We start from the raw sequence: 16,697 nt of genomic DNA on the forward strand, positions 1-16,697 counted from the left end.
AAACGTTTGCGTAGCCATTTTATCGCCAAGCAAACGTTACCGTGCAGTTGTATATGCTTTGACCTGCCCGCTAAGGCCGGTCAAACGATTAAGCTCCGGCAGCGCGGATTCGAGCTTCTGCTTCGACGGATCCGGCCCTACGATAAGGCGAGTAACCTTCCCTTGCACCGGAGTAGCCGGAATGGTGTAAACCCGGTAGCCCGACAGGCGCAGCGTAGCCACCAGCTCATTCACCTTATCGGCATTTTTCAATGCGCCCAGCTGTACGATGTAGGCCTGACCGACGGGCGGCTTTTCCTGAGGCTTCTCTTTTGGCTTATCCTTGGGTTTTTCCGCCGTATCCGTCTTCGCCGTCGTTGGTTTAGTCTCAGTCGACTTTGTATCGACAGGCTTGCTGTCAGGCTTCGTCGTGGTCGCAACGTTTGTCGACGGTGGAGCCTTCGGCGCTTCCGGCGTCAGCGTAGGCTCTGGCGGCGCCGTTTCCGCCGTCTGAGCAGCGGCCGGGCTCTCACCCGCCGTGCCGCCGCTCGAAGGCGACGTTTGCGGCAAATTGTGGTTTACCGACGGCAATATTTCCGCACTCTGCTCGTCGCCTTCTTTAGGCACCAGCGGAATTGAGGCGAAAGTATCCTCATAGTGTTTTTTCTTGCCGTCAAACAGGTTGGGCAGCACGATAACGCCGATGGCGACGATGATCACTGCGCCAACCAGCCTGTTTTGAAACTGGCTAGCCATGCTGTTCTCCCTCTGATAGTGCGCCCGCCTCCATGACGTGAGCGACGGTATGAAACGATCCGCAGACCACAATTGTGTCTGCCGGACTAGCATCGTTTTGCGCCTGACGCCACGCCTCGGCCACGTCGGCAAAAATTCGAGCACCTGGCAGGTGCTCCGCCAACAGCTCGGCCTTCGCGCCGCGCGGGCCTTCCAGCGGCGCGCAGTACCATTCGTCCACCTGTGGTTTTAGGTATTCGAGCGTCCCGGCAATGTCTTTATCCGCCAGCATGCCCACGACGGCGTAAACTTTGCCGCCCCGCTTGGGCAAAGACGACAGGCGCTGAGCAAGATAGGCCGCCGCGTGCGGATTGTGAGCCACGTCCAATATTCTTAGCGGAGCGTCGCCAATGATTTGAAAACGCCCGGGCAGCGAGGCCTGCATCAATCCCAGGCGAATTGCGTCCAAGCCGACGTCTAACCCGGAATAGCGGATCGCCGCCAGCGCCGTGGCGGCATTGGGCATAGGAATGGAAGGTTCGGGCAGCGCGTTGAGCGCAACGTCTTTCGAGCGCCAGCTCCACGCGCCTTCTACCGGTTCGTCAAACGACCAGTCTACGCCGCGCCGATAGAGCACCGCCCCCGTCGCCGCAGCGACGTCGGCAATAGAACGCGGCATATCCGGCTCGCCAACCACCGCGGGCTGGCCTGCGCGGAAAATACCGGCCTTTTCTCTGCCTATCGCCTCGCGATCGGAACCGAGCCAGTCGGTATGATCCAGTGCAATGCTGGTAATAACCGATACGCTAGGGTCGACGATATTCGTCGCGTCCAGACGGCCGCCCAGCCCGACTTCTAAAATTACTACGTCCAGCTTGGCGCGTTTAAACAGGTCAAGCGCCGCCAGCGTTCCAAACTCGAAATAGGTCAGCGAAGTGTTTCCTCTTCCCTGCTCTACGCGAGCGAAAGCCTGACAGTGATCGCTTTCCGGCAGCTCCATCCCCTGAATTCTCACCCGCTCGGTATAGCGAACAAGGTGGGGCGAACTGTAAACGCCAACCTTAAGCCCCTGCGCCATAAGGATCGCTTCCAGCGTACGGCAGGTCGTACCTTTTCCGTTGGTGCCAGCGACGGTAAAAATAAAGGGGGCGGGGGTTAGCAGGTCGAGCGATGCCGCAACGGCGCGTACGCGCGTAAGCCCCAGCTCAATGGCTTGGCTGTGCAAGCGCTCAAGATAATAAAGCCACGCGGCGAGTGGCGACGTGGCTTGAGGTATGTCCAGCTCTTTCATGATTCCCGTTCACTTGATTACGGTTTCACTCATTGGCCCGACTGCTCGGGCCGCTGATTGGCTGTTCGCAACGAACGAGCCGAGAAATTACTCTGCGGGCTGCTCGGGCTGCGCTGCCTTATCCGATTCGCCGTTTTCAGCAACAATCACTTCGCCTTCATGCGGCAAAGGACGATTAGTCAGCTTGGCCAGCAGCCCCGCTAGGCGATCGCGCATCTCAGGCCGGCGAACAATCATATCGATCGCGCCCTTCTCAATCAGAAACTCGCTGCGCTGGAACCCCGGCGGCAATTTCTCGCGCACGGTCTGCTCGATAACGCGTGGACCGGCGAAGCCGATCAGCGCCTTGGGCTCGGCAACGTTAATATCACCCAGCATCGCTAAACTCGCAGACACGCCGCCCATGGTCGGGTCAGTCAGTACGGAAATATAGGGAAGGCCGCGTTCCTGCATTTTCGCCAGCGCTGCGCTGGTTTTCGCCATCTGCATCAGCGAAAACAGGGATTCCTGCATGCGGGCGCCGCCGCTGGCAGAGAAACAAACCAGCGGGCAACCGTCTTCCAATGCCTGCTCAACCGCACGCACGAAGCGAGCGCCAACGACGGATGCCATTGAGCCGCCCATAAAAGAAAATTCAAACGCGGCGGCAACGATAGGCATACCGCACAGGGTGCCCTTCATGACGACCATCGCGTCTTTTTCATCCGTCTCTTTCTGAGCGGCGGACAGGCGATCTTTGTACTTTTTAGAATCTTTAAACTTCAGCAGATCCTTTGGCTCCAGCTCGCTGCCCAGCTCCGTTTCGCTGCCTTCGTCAAGGAAGCTGTGTAAGCGCGCGCGCGCAGTAATGCGCATATGATGGTCGCACTTCGGACACACTTCCAGATTACGATCCAGCTCGGCGCGATAAAGCACCTGTCCGCAGCTGTCACACTTAGTCCACACCCCTTCAGGAATGCTGGCCTTACGCGTAGGCGTACTGCTTTTACTTAAAATTCTTTCAATCCAGCTCATTGATGACCTTTCTGTTTAAACCGGTGACACGGCGGCCTTCTCGTCAAGCGGGATTTTCCCGCGATAGCGACTGCCGGTGTCGGACACAGAGATGCTGTCCATTAAACCATAACGCCCCGATAGAGTGGAACAAAACTTATCGAGACACCAAATTCTCAGTGCGATTTGTGCGGTAATCGTCGTTTTATTGCTCGCTTTTTATTACCTTACGCTAGGGCATGTCTCACAACACGACCTATTTCGCACCATTGTTTTTCGCCGCTGCCCTGCGGTGGCGCCATACTTCTATCACGCCGGGCATCACGGAGATAATAATAATCGCGACAATCAACAGCTTCAGGTTGTCCTGCACGATTTTTAAATCGCCGAAAATATATCCTGCATAGGTGAACAGCACAACCCAGACCACTGCGCCGATCACGTTATACGCTGCAAAATGACGATAGCTCATGTGCCCCATTCCCGCCACAAAGGGCGCAAATGTCCTCACGATGGGCACAAATCGCGCCAGAATAATCGTCTTTCCGCCGTGGCGCTCGTAAAATGCGTGGGTTTTATCCAGATAGCTCCTGCGGAAAATCTTAGAATTCGGGTTCTTAAACAGCCGTTCGCCGAACAGTCTGCCGATCGTATAGTTCACCGCATCGCCGAGAATGGCCGCCGTAATCATCAGCAGCGCCATCAGGTGTACGTTGATATCGTTGCCCGGCAGCGCCGACAGAGCACCCGCGACGAACAGCAGCGAATCTCCCGGTAAGAAAGGCGTAACCACCAGCCCCGTCTCGCAAAACAGAATTAAAAACAGGATTGCATAAACCCACATGCCGTAGTTTTCAAAGATCTGCGCCAAATGCACATCAATATGCAGGATAAAGTCAATCAGGTAGGTAATGTATTCCATAGCGAGATTTATTCACCAAGATCGTTATTTAGAAACAGCGGCCCCAGAGGAGGCGCCGGAAGCTCAAAGCGCTCAGGATAATCGACGGACACCAGATAGAGCCCCTCCGCCTTAGCCGTCGCTGCCGCCAGAGTGCGGTCTTTCGCCGCTAACAGCTGCGCCATCCAGCCTTCTTCCTGATTGCCGCAGCCGATTTCCAACAGGCTGCCGACGATGTTTCTCACCATATGGTGAACAAACGCATTGGCCTTTATGTCTACCACGACGTAGGCGCCGTGTCGCGTGACCTTTAAATGATTTACATTCCTCCACGGCGTCCTGGACTGGCACTGGACGGCGCGAAAAGAGGTAAAGTCGTTCTCACCCAGCAGGCACTGCCCCGCACGGTGCATCCGCGCTTCGTCCAGCGGCAGATGAAAGTGGCTGACGCCGCGCCCGAGGATCGCGGGGCGAAAGCGATGGTTATAAATAATATAGCGGTAACGGCGCGCCGTTGCGCTAAAGCGCGCGTGAAAATCCGGCTCGACGCTCTTCACCCAGCGCACGGCGATATCGGAAGGCAGGTTGGCGTTTACGCCCATCGTCCAGGCGACGTCTTTTCTGTTAGAGGTCGTTTCAAAATGCACCACCTGCCCGGTCGCGTGGACGCCGGCGTCGGTTCTGCCGGCGCAAAATACGGTCACCGGATGGTTCGCCACCTGGCTTAGCGCCTTTTCCAGCTCGCCCTGAACGCTGGCCACTTCCTGCTGACGCTGCCAGCCATAGTAGCGGCTGCCGTCATACTCGATGCCCAACGCGACCTTAACGCTTTCAGACATCAGTACAGATACTCCTGGATCAGGCTTTCGGCCGTTTTCACCGCCATCAGCGCGCCGCCAAAGCGGACGTTGTCAGCCACCGACCAAAACTGTAAGCGCTCCGGCTGGCCGTAGTCACTGCGCAAGCAGCCGATGCTCAAATGCGGGTTCCCCGTGGCGTCGCCGACCTGCGTCGGATAGTCGCCCTCTTCGCTTACCTGCACGTCGTCGGCATTTTCCAGCGCCTGAACGGCCTCTTCGGGAGACATTTCCCTCATGCCTTCAAAGTGAACGATCTGAGCGCTGCCGTAAAACACCGGCGACTGAATGCAGGATGCGGATACCGGCAGCGTGTCGTCCTGCAATACCTTGCGCGTTTCATCAACCAGACGGCGTTCTTCAAGTACGCTGCCTTCCGCATCCGGCAGCAGAGGAAGCAGGTTAAAGGCCAGCTGGCGGTTAAAAATACCCTCTTCAATCGGCAGCCCGTTAAGCAGGCGCGCGCTTTGCCCCGCCAGCTCCTCAACGGCCGCCTTGCCGTGAGCCGAGGCCGCCAGCATGACGGTTGCCTGTAAACGGGCGATCCCCGCCGATTCAGATAGAGGCTTTACCGCCGTCAACAGCTGGCCGGTCAGGCTGCTGGCAACGGCAATGATATTTCGGTTGCGGTACTCGGATAACGCATGATTATTAACGCCCGGAACGATAAGCGGTACGTCCGGCTCCAGAGAAAAAACGCCGCTGCTGTCGATAACCAGGCAGCCCGCGTCGGCAGCCGTTTGCGCGTAGCGCAAAGAAGCCTCGGCGCCGGCGACGAAAAACGCCAGCTGGGCCTGCGACCAGTCAAATTCGGCCGCATCCTGTACGACGTGGCTCTTACCGTTGAAGCGTATGCTTTCACCCGCCGAACGAACGCTTGCTAAAAGGTGAAGCTCGCCCACGGGAAACTCACGTTCCGCAAGCAGTTCAAGCAGCGCTTCACCTACCGCGCCGGTTGCGCCGAGAACGGCGATTTGCCATCCGTCTGTCATACAGAATTCTCCGAAATCGTTGTTTAAATCGTTATATACCCGTCATACTTCAAGTTGCCTGTGCGTTGGCTGCATGCAGCTCGAATTATTTAGGGTATACGGGCAGTCAAGAATAAGCGGGGCGCGATTATGAAGGCTTTTACCCGCAGATAAAAGCCTCCGCTTCTATTTTATGACGTATCGCGTTTACAGAAGAGAAGTCGTAAATCCTATCAGCCGCAGGCGCTCCGCCGTTTCCGCCCTGTCGCACTCGACGTGCAGCGACGACCATTCGCGGCGCTCAACGTACTCTTTACGCTGGCGGTCGAACTCGCCTTTTATCCCCGCGTCCCTGCGCAGAGGCGCATCGTCACGTCGGACATCATACACCAAATGGACCAATCGTTTTAGCCGCGCTTCATCAAGTTCGCCGTGAAAGCGAACTCGGTTAAACTCGGCCTGCGGCAGCAGTGAAGAGAGTGCAATGCGGTCTGGGCGGCCAAGGTATTCGCTGAGCGCCTGATAGATCTGCGTCGTTCCGCGCGCTTTGCCCTCAAGGGAATAGCCAGCGATATGCGGCGTGCCGATATCAACCCGGTGCAGCAACGGTAAAAGCAAATCGGGCTCTGGCTCCCACACGTCAAGCACCGTACTTATCCTTTTTCCCTTTTCCAGGGCGCGAAGCAGTGCGATGTTGTCAACGACGGCGCCGCGGCTGGCGTTGATAAGAATGCGGCCGTCGGGAAACGCGCCGAGCAGCGCTTCGTCCGCCAGATGGAAAGTCCTGTATTCACCGTCCTTAATCAGCGGCGTATGGAACGTCAGGATATCCGCCTCTTTAACCAGCTTCTCCAACGGCCAAAAGGTTTCTTTGTCCCCGTTCTTTTCACGAGGCGGATCGCACAGCAGCGTCTTCACGCCCATGGCGCCAAGTCGAGCGTTCAGTCGAGAACCGACGTTGCCTACGCCGACGATGCCAACGGTTTTATCCTTAAGCAAGAAACCGTCCCGCTCTGCAAGCAGCAGCAAAGAGGAAATAACGTATTCGACAACGGCAATAGCGTTACAACCGGGCGCGCTGGAAAAGCCAATACCGTGCTGCTTTAACCAAAGATTGTCAACGTGGTCGGTTCCGGCCGTGGCCGTCCCCACAAACTTGACCTCGGTTCCGCTCAGCAGATCGCCGTTAACCTTCGTTACTGAACGCACCATCAGCACGTCAGCGCCTTCCAACTGAGCCGCCGTCAAACCGCGACCGGCCACCAGCTTAACTTCGCCCAAGCGCCCGAAAAGCTCCCGGGCATAGGGCATATTTTCATCCGCCAGAATTTTCACGCTTATTCTCTCTTCAGTTGCCCGCACCCTGCGGGACACCGCCTAATTAAACGACGACAGCCGTGATAAAACGGTTTGTTTGCCGAAACATCTGCAAATAATGCACCGCATCGCGCCCCGCCGGTCGCACAACCCACTCCTTTTTATGTGATTGCCGACCAATTCGGTACAATGTAATGAAGAACGCCCAGAAAGTACATGATGATTAAAACGAGCGAGCCCTAAATAATTCAACCTGAAGTATGACGGGTTCCATTGGAGTTAATAAAAATATGAAACGTGCAATAGTCGTCTTCAGCGGCGGCCAGGACTCAACAACCTGCCTCATTCAGGCGATGGCCAACTTTGATGAAGTTCACTGCGTCACTTTCGACTACGGCCAGCGCCATCAGGCGGAGATTGACTGCGCTAAAATATTGGCCAAGCGGCTTGGCGCGGCGGCCCATAAGGTTATGGACGTCACGCTGTTAAACGAGCTGGCTATAAGCAGCCTGACCAGAGATAACATTCCTGTGCCGACGCAGGTCGAAAACGGGATCCCCAACACCTTTGTTCCCGGCCGCAATATTCTGTTCCTTACGCTGGCGGGCATTTATGCCTATCAGGTCAAAGCGCAGGCGGTGATCACCGGCGTATGCGAAACTGACTTTTCCGGCTATCCGGACTGCCGTGACGAATTCGTCAAAGCCCTGAATCACGCCCTGCGTTTGGGAATGGACTACAGTCTGGAGTTAGTCACTCCGCTGATGTGGCTTAACAAAGCAGAAACCTGGGCTCTGGCCGACTATTACGACAGGCTGGAGCTCGTCCGCCAGCATACCCTTACCTGCTACAACGGCATTCAGGGCGACGGCTGCGGCGAATGCCCCGCCTGCCGCCTGAGGGCTAACGGCCTGAACCAGTATCTGGAAAACAGGCCGCAAATATTGAAGGACGTAAAGCGCAAGCTCGCGCTTGCGTAAGCGAAAGCGCGGCCTTACAGCTTCAGGCGTGAAAGGTTGCGCTCTACCGTCGCAAGCCCAATACCGGGCACGTCCTGCAGCTGTTCTATGCTGGAAAACGGACCGTTTTGGTCGCGGTAGTTAACGATGCTTTGCGCCTTTTTCAAGCCAATGCCCAACATCACCTCAGACAGCTCTTCAGCCGTTGCCTGATTGATATTGACCTGAGCATCAACGGAAGCCTTTTTTCCCTTCGGCGCGGCCGACTGCTCCGCCGTCGCCAAAGGCGCGGCTACACTCTCCTGCGACGGCGTCTGCGCCAGCGTCAGGCCGGAAAAAAGCAGAGTGCCGGAAAATAATACGCACGACAGCGCGGTAGATAACTTTTTCATTGTCTTACTCCTTTTGTCTCATCAATGGATTACGCCGCCTATGGCAGCGGGAGATACATTGCGGGTAGAGAAGGCAACGAACAATAAGCAAAAGACGAATATGGAAAAGGCCGCGAAAGCGGCCTTTGATTAGAACATTGCGTTACATATAAATGCGAGCGATGCCGCCTTTATTTCACGCCGGCGGCTTCGCCGATTTTAATTTTAGCCTGAGCGCGCAGGCTGTTAATCAGCGCATCCAGAGCCATGCTGCCGTTTTGCTGAGCCAGCTGGGCAGTAACGGCCTGCGCCTGCTTGTCTTCCAGTTTACCCGGCGCTACCGCATCCAGAGCGACCAGCACTACGTTGCCCTTCATATCGCTCGCTACGCCGAATGCAGGCTTGCCGTCTTTCGGTAAAGGCAGCGCAAACACGCTGTCTGAGATTTGGGCGTCATCAGAGAAGCGGGTAACTTCCTGCTTATCGCCAAACTTCACGCCCGCCGCAGCCAGCGCTTCGTCGCCCTTACCTGCCTGCAGCGCGGTTACCAGCTCCTGCGCCTGCTTGCGGGCCATTTCGGTGATGTTTTGACGCTTAAGCAGCGCGGTAATATCCGCCGCGACGTCCTCAAACTTTTTCACCGCTTCAGGGCGATGTTCGGCAATGCGAAGCATAAAGGCGCGATCGCCCTCAACCGTAATCAGATCGGAGTTGGCTCCCGGCGCCCCTTTAGCACCAAAAAGCTCGCCGCCAAACACGGCCTGAGTAACTTCCGGATAGTTAAGCGCCTGCGGCACATCGTCTCGAGTAAACCAGTCGGTTTCAACCACCTTCAGGCCCGCAGCCTTGGCGGCGCCGTCGAGAGAAAACTTATCGTTGGCGGTTGCATCCAGCATCTTAGTCTGCAGGTCTTCATACTTCTCGTAAGACTTATCCTGCAATAAAGCCTGAGTAATCTCTTTCTTCACGTCCGCTAAAGGCTTCTCTTTCGCCTCTTCTGAACCGTTAAGGCGAACGACAAGATAGCCAAGATCAGAGTGAATGACGCCGGACAGCTGCCCTTTTTCCGTCAGCTTCGCCGCCAGGATGTCGTCAGGAATAGCCGTGCTCTCCAGCCAGCCCAGATCGCCGCCTTTTGCGCCGGAATCTTTATCAATAGACTTCTCTTTAGCCAGAGCGGCAAAGTCGCCCCCCTGCTTTAACTGCTCCAAAACCGCCTTTGCGTCGCCCTCTTTATCGAGCACGATCACGCTATAGTTAAAGCGCGGCTTTTGGATATACATCGGCTTGTTCTTTTGGTAGAAGTCGGCAATTTCCTGCTCGCTGACGGTCAGGCCGTCGCCGAGAGAGGCTGCGTCGACCTCAATGTAGCTGACCTTAACGCTTTCAGGAGTGGTAAAGCGGGTTTTATTCTGCTCATAAAATGCTTTTACCTGCTCGTCGGAAGGCATTGCCTCTTTCTTTTCCGCCAGCGCAGCGGTATTGATTGGCGCCAGGCGAACGTCGCGCTTTTGCTGAATCAGCGCAGCGGTAGACTCGGCTTCAACCGGCAGCGCAAAGTCGCTGCCCGCGAACGCGCGGACTACCTGCTGAGACAGCAGCTGCTTACGCACGATTTCGGCGTATTGCTCCGGCGCAAGGTTGATGCGGTTAAGCAGATCGCGGTATTTGGCGTTATCAAACTTACCGTCGGTAAAGAATTCGGGAGAATTTTGAATTGACAGCTTAACCTGATCGTCACCAATGGCCATGCCCAGCTTGGCGGCGTACTGGTCGATGAGCAGATCGTTAATCATGCGGTTAAGCACGTCCTGACGAAGCTGCTTGATGTAGGCATCGTTGCCCATCAGCTGTGAAAAATTATCGCCAAGCTGCTGTTGAAGACGGTTGCGCTCATTGTTAAATGATTGTTCAAAATTCGCGCTATTGATCTCTTGTCCGTTGACTTCGGCTGCATAATTCGCAGAACCGCCGGTCAGATAGCCGCCGACGCCGGTCAAAATGAACGACAGCATGATTGCGGCCAGAATAACTTTAAGCACGACACTGTTAGAGGCCGCGCGTAGATTGTCCATCATAGGGTGACAACTCTCCGCTGTATTGGTCTACATCATGAAACGCCTGCGGGGCTTCCAATTCTACGGAAAGCCGTTTTACGGAATATTCCCGCCGGGCAACGCAAGTTTCAGTTTATGATAGCCCTTTAAAAAGGCATAAAAAAAGCGCATCAAACTGATGCGCTCCTATTCTACCAGTTCATTGCCGGAAGGTAATGCCTTACCGGGCAAAAACGGGAAAAATCTTAGTTAACGGCATCCTTCAGCGCCTTGCCCGGACGGAAAGCCGGAACTTTAGCTGCTGCGATTTTGATTTCTTTGCCGGTTTGCGGGTTACGGCCGGTACGAGCTGCACGCTCGCGAACTACGAAAGAACCGAAACCAACCAGAGAAACCTGATCGCCGTTCTTCAGTGCGTCAGTTACTGCGTCAATAATTGCGTCTAATGAACGGCCAGCGGCTGCTTTAGAGATATCCGCTCCAGCAGCGATGCGTTCGATCAGTTGTGATTTATTCACTATAAAATCCCCTTTACGATAAATTGTCGTCCCTGATTCGTTGATAGGGATGCGACACAGTTACACCAGATAAAACAAGCGCTAGCATGTCAACCTGACGCTGTAATTTAACGGTACATATAAAAACTGGCAAGAGAGAAATCTCTTGCCAGAGTAGGTTTTATCTGGATTTCTTGCTCTATGTCACTTTTTTGCCTTCTTGGAGGCCACCGGACGGGCCCCGAACGGCGGGTTTTGCAACGCAATCTCCAACACTTCTTCAATGCGTTCTACCGGATGAATCTCCAAATCGGCAATGACGTTATCCGGAATTTCTTCCAGGTCGCGCTTGTTTTCCGCCGGGATCAGTACGGTTTTGATGCCGCCACGGTGAGCCGCCAACAGCTTCTCTTTCAGGCCGCCAATCGGCAGAACGAGACCTCGAAGCGTAATTTCACCGGTCATCGCTACGTCGGCGCGCACTGGGTTGCCCGTCAGGCAGGAAACCAAAGCGGTACACATTGCCGTACCGGCGCTCGGGCCGTCTTTCGGCGTAGCGCCTTCCGGCACGTGAACGTGGATATCGCGCTTCTCATAGAAGTCTTCATTGATGCCAAGCTTATCGGCGCGCGCACGCACGACCGTCAGCGCCGCCTGAATGGACTCCTGCATGACCTCGCCCAATGAGCCGGTGTAGGTCAGCTTGCCTTTGCCGGGAACGCAGGCGGTTTCAATCGTCAACAGATCGCCGCCGACTTCGGTCCAGGCCAGGCCGGTCACCTGCCCAATGCGGTTCTCGCTGTCGGCGCGGCCGTAGTCAAAACGCTGAACGCCCAGATACTCCTTCAGATTGTCGGCATTGACGGAGATATGCTTGACTTTTTTATTCATCAACAGCGTTTTCACCGCCTTACGGCAAACTTTGGAAATCTCGCGCTCAAGGCTACGCACGCCCGCTTCGCGGGTATAGTAGCGAATCATGGCGATGATAGCGGAATCCTCTACCGCCAGTTCGCCCTTCTTCAGCGCGTTGCGCTCAAGCTGCTTAGGCAGCAGGTGCTGCTTGGCGATATTGAGCTTTTCATCTTCCGTATAGCCGGAAAGGCGGATCACTTCCATACGGTCCAGCAGCGGCGCAGGGATGTTCATGGAGTTAGAGGTCGCCACAAACATCACGTCGGACAGATCGTAATCCACTTCCAGATAATGGTCGTTGAAAGCGATATTCTGCTCCGGGTCTAATACCTCCAGCAGCGCAGAAGCCGGATCGCCGCGCATGTCCGAAGACATTTTGTCAATTTCGTCCAGCAGGAACAGCGGGTTTTTTACCCCAACCTTTGCCATCTTTTGAATCAGCTTGCCCGGCATAGAGCCGATATAGGTGCGGCGGTGGCCTCGAATTTCGGCCTCATCGCGCACGCCGCCCAGCGCCATGCGTACGTATTTGCGCCCGGTCGCATTGGCGATAGACTGCCCCAGAGACGTTTTACCCACCCCCGGCGGCCCAACCAGGCAAAGGATTGGCCCCTTGATTTTACTCACCCGGCTTTGTACCGCTAAATACTCAAGGATGCGGTCCTTAACGCGATCCAAGCCGTAGTGGTCGGTATCCAGCACTTCCTGCGCCTTGATAAGGTCTTTCTTCACCTTGCTTCGTGCGTTCCACGGCACCTGGATCATCCAGTCAATGTAGCCGCGCACTACCGTGGCCTCTGCGGACATCGGCGACATCATTTTCAGCTTTTGCAGCTCGGCTTCGGTTTTCTCCCGCGCCTCTTTTGGCATTTTGGCCGCTTCGATCTTGCGCTTGAGGGTTTCGATTTCGTCCGGCGCGTCGTCCATTTCACCCAGCTCTTTCTGGATGGCCTTCATCTGTTCGTTTAGATAGTACTCGCGCTGGCTTTTTTCCATCTGCTTTTTCACGCGGTTGCGAATGCGCTTTTCCACCTGCAGCAGATCGATTTCAGACTCCATCATCGCCATCAGGAATTCTAAACGCTCCCCAATGTCGACCATTTCAAGCACCGTTTGCTTGTCGCTAAGCTTGAGCGACATGTGCGCCGCGATGGTATCGGCCAAGCGAGCCGGATCTTCTATGCCGTTTAACGAAGTCAGCACTTCCGGCGGGATCTTCTTGTTCAGCTTGATATAGCCGTCAAACTGATTGATCGCCGTGCGGATCAGCACTTCCTGTTCCTGCTCGTCAAGCCCGACGCTCGGCAGGTACTCCGCCTGTGCGGAGAAATGCTCGCCGTTATCGCTCAGGGTTGTCACCTTCGCGCGCTGTAAGCCCTCCACCAGCACTTTTACCGTACCGTCCGGCAGCTTCAGCATTTGTAAAATAGAGGCGACGGTTCCTACAGTAAACAGATCGTTCACGCCGGGTTCGTCCATGGTGGCGTCCTTCTGGGCGACCATCAAAACCTTTTTATCTTGTTCCATCGCCGCTTCAAGACAACGGATAGACTTCTCTCTGCCGACAAAAAGCGGGATCACCATGTGTGGATAGACCACCACGTCTCTTAAAGGCAGCGCAGGGATTTCAATGCGTTCGGAACGCTCAGCACTCATAGAACTCTCTCTTTGTTCGTTTTCACCGACGGGCTGTCGATGAAAAGTGGGATACGCTAATTGCGTAATACATGAAGAGTATATGGGGACGACGGATCGACATTCAACCGTACATAAAGAGAAAAAATGCCCGGAACGCAATATGACGCTCCGGGCTTTATTTAACAACGGGTTATCAAACTAATAACGATAAATTACCAGCGATAGGTTACGCCCATCGCACCGCCATAGCTTGCGAAATCACCGCTCCCCTGCCGCGTTGAGGCTTCAGCCCAAACGTTCAGCTTCGGCGTCACCTTTCCCTGAATCCCCAGCTTCGCTTCGTACACGTTCTTCTGGTTGTCCATTGAAACGCTGTCGCGGTTCATCCAGACGCCGTTGTCTCCCTCATGGCGCCACCAGCTAACTTCCGCATAGGGCTGCACGCGCGCAGTACCGGATGCGCGAAGCCCCAGCCGGCCGGTGAAACCGCCGCTGTCCTTGGTGCGTACGCGCGTACCGCCGCCGTCATAGTGGTCATCGGCGTCATAGCGGTTAAATATCGCCTGCACCTGCGGTTCCACCATCAGGCTTTCAACCGGCTGCCACGCATAGCCCGTTTCTACCGAGAACGCCCAGTTGGTTGAGTCGTACTTATCAGAGCTGGACAGCGCGCCGCTGACCTCATTGTTAAACCATGAATACTGAAGCCAGCTGTTCACATATAGTCCGCGCCTTGCTTCTGCGTCAGCAAACCAGGTCCCGTACAGGCCTGCGTTATAACCGTCTACCTTGCCGTCGGCGCTTACGCGCTGGCCGTTGGTTTTAGAATGCGAATCGGTTTTAGCGTGGCCGTAGCCGCCCATGACGCCCAGAATAAACCGGCCGATGTCAGTTTGTTGGTTCAGCACGTCCCCTCCCAGTTGGAACACGGTAGAGTCAACGTCAAAATCGATTCGGCCGCCCGCCGCGCTGTAGCCGTTAGCGTTTTGCTCATCCAGCCTCATCCACATCGCCTGAGTGGCGTCGTCACCGCTGCTGACGCCTTGCCCCGCGGTACTGTTGTTAGTGCGGCGATCGTGCAGCGTCGTGGTAAACATCGACTGGGCAATCAATTGGTTGCCCAAATAGGCGCCGGCATCCGGTCGTACGTTATAGTCTGACGGAGTTGGGATTGGCGCAGGTTCCGGGTTCGGGACAGGCTCCGAGTCTGGGATCGGGTCCGGAGTCGGATCCGGCTCGGGCGTTGGCATCGGTTCCGACGACGTTGAGGCATAGCTCAGATACCAGTCGTTTTTATCGTCAGTTCCGTCACCACGCACCAGATTGTAGTTATAGGCACCGATAGCTACCGTATCCGTACCGTCGTGATTGTAGTTGCTGGCCGCGGCATTAAAGACAAAATCGCCTTCCGCCGTTATTGCGCCGTTTTGAGCGTCAACCAACATAAGTGCGTCATAGTCGATGCTGTCGGAGTTATAGCCCTTACCGTTGATGCTGACCTTCGTCGTCTGCTGAGGCGTCGCCGATGCGCCGTCCAGAATCAGCCGGTTGCTGCCGTGGTTTTCAGTTGAGACATCGGCGTTAAAGGTGATGTTACCGCCGCCGACGTATTCATGCACCGTCAGGGTATTGAATACGCCGCCGCTGTCGTTATCAGCAAAAATAACGTTGCCCGCATTTGCTAGCCGATCCACTTCAGAGCTGCCGGTAACCGTCCAACGGCTGGTATCGTCAAAAGAAAGGTTAACTATCGTTGAACTGTTATAGACGATGCTATCACCGGCATAGGCGTTAACGGCGCCGTTAAGCAGAGAATTAGCGCTGAAGTCCATATTTAGCACCGTCGTACTCGCCGGGTTGTCATCAATCCTAACGTTGCCGGTTAATGCCGAATTATTCTTAACCGTAATGTTGACGTCATCGGTATAGAACGTCTGGTATACGCTATCGTATGTACTGCTATAGTGGTCAGCGACATACAGCGCGTTATCGGCCGTTACCGTAGTGTTATCCAATACGCCCTGAAAATCGCCCCCGCTCAAAAAGATGCCCGTCGTAGCGTAGAGAGGGGCATCGGGGTTATCTTCGGTCATCAGCGTACTGTTAGCGAAAGAAAAGCGGTTGGTCATACCGGCAGAAGCGCTGGTAAAAGCGATGCTGCTCTCCCCTCTGACCAAAATGTCCGCCCCCTGCCTGCCTGAAGCGGCATCGCCAAGGACAACGTCATTGCCGTTATATTGCTCAATCCCACGCGCCCCCCAGCCGGTAACGGTAATTTTCGTGCCGTCATCGACGTAAAGCGAGGAGATCCCCTCATCTCGCGCGTCGTCAAATCGGGGATCGATCCGAATGCCTATCCCGCCGTCGCCGTTAACGGTAATAGCGCCGCCGTGATACTGAACGTCACCCTGTAGAAGCCTAATACCGATGCCTGAGTATGTTGAATATCCGGCGTTGTCTGTCCAGTAGTTGCCATAGAAATCATTAATGACAATATTTGTATTCGTTGCCTCGAGAGCGGGCTTGGTCGCGCGCGCGGCCATGACGCTAATCCCAACGAAAGGGCCTACGCCGATAGTGATATCACCGTCGGCACCTTCCCAGGAACCAACGTTGATATCGACGTTATGAAGCGTCGTACTGCCGTCAAACACTATGGTAAAAACGCCTAAGGCAGCAGAATTCAGCGAATCAATATCGTCGCTGAATCTGACGTTAATCTCAGAGTCTGATAAAACCAAATCTCCGCCAGTATTTTTTACGGCGTAATTTCCGGCCTCTTCGTCAGCATCCAGATTGATTATCAGGTGAGAAAAGTCTCTTTGGCTCCAGCCATACATATAGAGACCGCCCTCATTTTCTACCGTAATGGTATCGCCATCTTTAAGATCGTCGCTGCATTCCGTTGAATAAGCGCAGACTATCGTTGAAGAAAACTCTTCGGCATTAACACCGTTACCAACCAGCCCTAGACATAAGGCAAGCATCGAGCGAGGAAAGGTTATCGCAGGCTTTTTTGAAAAGCGGCGAAAAGGAAACGAAGGAAAACTACGGTCCTGTTCCCTATTGGTACAATGACTCATGGTATACGAACGTCCTGTTTCTAGTAAAAAGTATCCTGCGTTGACTTAATGTTATTCAACGCATCCGATTGTTAAAATTTATTTTCAGTTTAGTTTTTATAAATAAAGCCGGCCATTATTCATTTCATATGAA

13 protein-coding genes are annotated in these 16,697 nt (G+C 54.8%); 1 reads left to right on the forward strand and 12 read right to left on the reverse strand.

Going from position 1 to position 16,697, the window contains the following annotated elements:
* Nucleotides 1-36 precede the first annotated feature (36 nt).
* The 7 genes from dedD to pdxB form a co-directional block, all read right to left on the reverse strand.
* Nucleotides 37-735 (reverse strand): cell division protein DedD, encoded by a 699-nt coding sequence (gene dedD / locus V8L73_RS12430; protein ID WP_347253120.1) that lies wholly within the window; start codon nt 733-735, stop codon nt 37-39.
* Complete coding sequence (gene folC / locus V8L73_RS12435) at nt 728-2,005, reverse strand: bifunctional tetrahydrofolate synthase/dihydrofolate synthase (RefSeq protein ID WP_347253121.1); 1,278 nt, start codon at nt 2,003-2,005, stop codon at nt 728-730. Before folC ends, dedD begins: the two co-directional genes overlap by 8 nt.
* Before the next feature lie 87 nt (nt 2,006-2,092).
* The gene (gene accD, locus V8L73_RS12440; RefSeq protein ID WP_347253122.1) at nt 2,093-3,019 is read right to left on the reverse strand and encodes an acetyl-CoA carboxylase, carboxyltransferase subunit beta; all 927 of its coding nucleotides are present in this window, start codon (nt 3,017-3,019) and stop codon (nt 2,093-2,095) included.
* A gap of 235 nt (nt 3,020-3,254) precedes the next feature.
* A complete protein-coding gene (locus V8L73_RS12445) occupies nt 3,255-3,920 on the reverse strand; it encodes a DedA family protein (protein ID WP_027276008.1) in 666 nt (221 codons plus the stop codon).
* 8 nt (nt 3,921-3,928) lie between these two features.
* Nucleotides 3,929-4,738 (reverse strand): tRNA pseudouridine(38-40) synthase TruA, encoded by an 810-nt coding sequence (truA, locus tag V8L73_RS12450; RefSeq protein WP_027276007.1) that lies wholly within the window; start codon nt 4,736-4,738, stop codon nt 3,929-3,931.
* Nucleotides 4,738-5,748: an aspartate-semialdehyde dehydrogenase gene (locus V8L73_RS12455; protein ID WP_347253123.1), complete on the reverse strand. Its 1,011-nt coding sequence runs from the start codon at nt 5,746-5,748 to the stop codon at nt 4,738-4,740. Before V8L73_RS12455 ends, truA begins: the two co-directional genes overlap by 1 nt.
* A 186-nt stretch (nt 5,749-5,934) precedes the next feature.
* Nucleotides 5,935-7,062, reverse strand: a complete 1,128-nt coding sequence (gene pdxB, locus V8L73_RS12460) for a 4-phosphoerythronate dehydrogenase PdxB (protein WP_027276005.1) — start codon at nt 7,060-7,062, stop codon at nt 5,935-5,937.
* A 272-nt stretch (nt 7,063-7,334) separates the two neighbouring features.
* On the opposite strand from pdxB, the gene queC reads away from it, so the two are divergent.
* Nucleotides 7,335-8,024 carry a 7-cyano-7-deazaguanine synthase QueC gene (gene queC, locus V8L73_RS12465; protein WP_347253124.1) on the forward strand — a complete coding sequence of 230 codons (690 nt, stop codon included), beginning with the start codon at nt 7,335-7,337 and terminating at the stop codon, nt 8,022-8,024.
* 14 nt (nt 8,025-8,038) lie between these two features.
* Here the strand turns inward: queC and V8L73_RS12470 are convergent, their stop codons facing one another.
* The 5 genes from V8L73_RS12470 to V8L73_RS12490 form a co-directional block, all read right to left on the reverse strand.
* Nucleotides 8,039-8,395: a ComEA family DNA-binding protein gene (locus V8L73_RS12470; RefSeq protein ID WP_347253125.1), complete on the reverse strand. Its 357-nt coding sequence runs from the start codon at nt 8,393-8,395 to the stop codon at nt 8,039-8,041.
* Between the two features lie 170 nt (nt 8,396-8,565).
* A complete protein-coding gene (gene ppiD / locus V8L73_RS12475) occupies nt 8,566-10,452 on the reverse strand; it encodes a peptidylprolyl isomerase (protein WP_347253126.1) in 1,887 nt (628 codons plus the stop codon).
* A 224-nt stretch (nt 10,453-10,676) separates the two neighbouring features.
* Nucleotides 10,677-10,949 carry a nucleoid-associated protein HU-beta gene (gene hupB, locus V8L73_RS12480; RefSeq protein WP_027276001.1) on the reverse strand — a complete coding sequence of 91 codons (273 nt, stop codon included), beginning with the start codon at nt 10,947-10,949 and terminating at the stop codon, nt 10,677-10,679.
* 183 nt (nt 10,950-11,132) lie between these two features.
* Entirely contained in the window at nt 11,133-13,499 is a 2,367-nt protein-coding gene (gene lon, locus V8L73_RS12485; RefSeq protein ID WP_347253127.1) for an endopeptidase La, read from the reverse strand.
* 194 nt (nt 13,500-13,693) lie between these two features.
* Complete coding sequence (locus V8L73_RS12490) at nt 13,694-16,564, reverse strand: autotransporter outer membrane beta-barrel domain-containing protein (protein ID WP_347253128.1); 2,871 nt, start codon at nt 16,562-16,564, stop codon at nt 13,694-13,696.
* Nucleotides 16,565-16,697: the final 133 nt, after the last annotated feature.

It is taken from the genome of Leminorella grimontii, assembly GCF_039789245.1.
GTDB classification, from domain to species: domain Bacteria; phylum Pseudomonadota; class Gammaproteobacteria; order Enterobacterales; family Enterobacteriaceae; genus Leminorella; species Leminorella grimontii.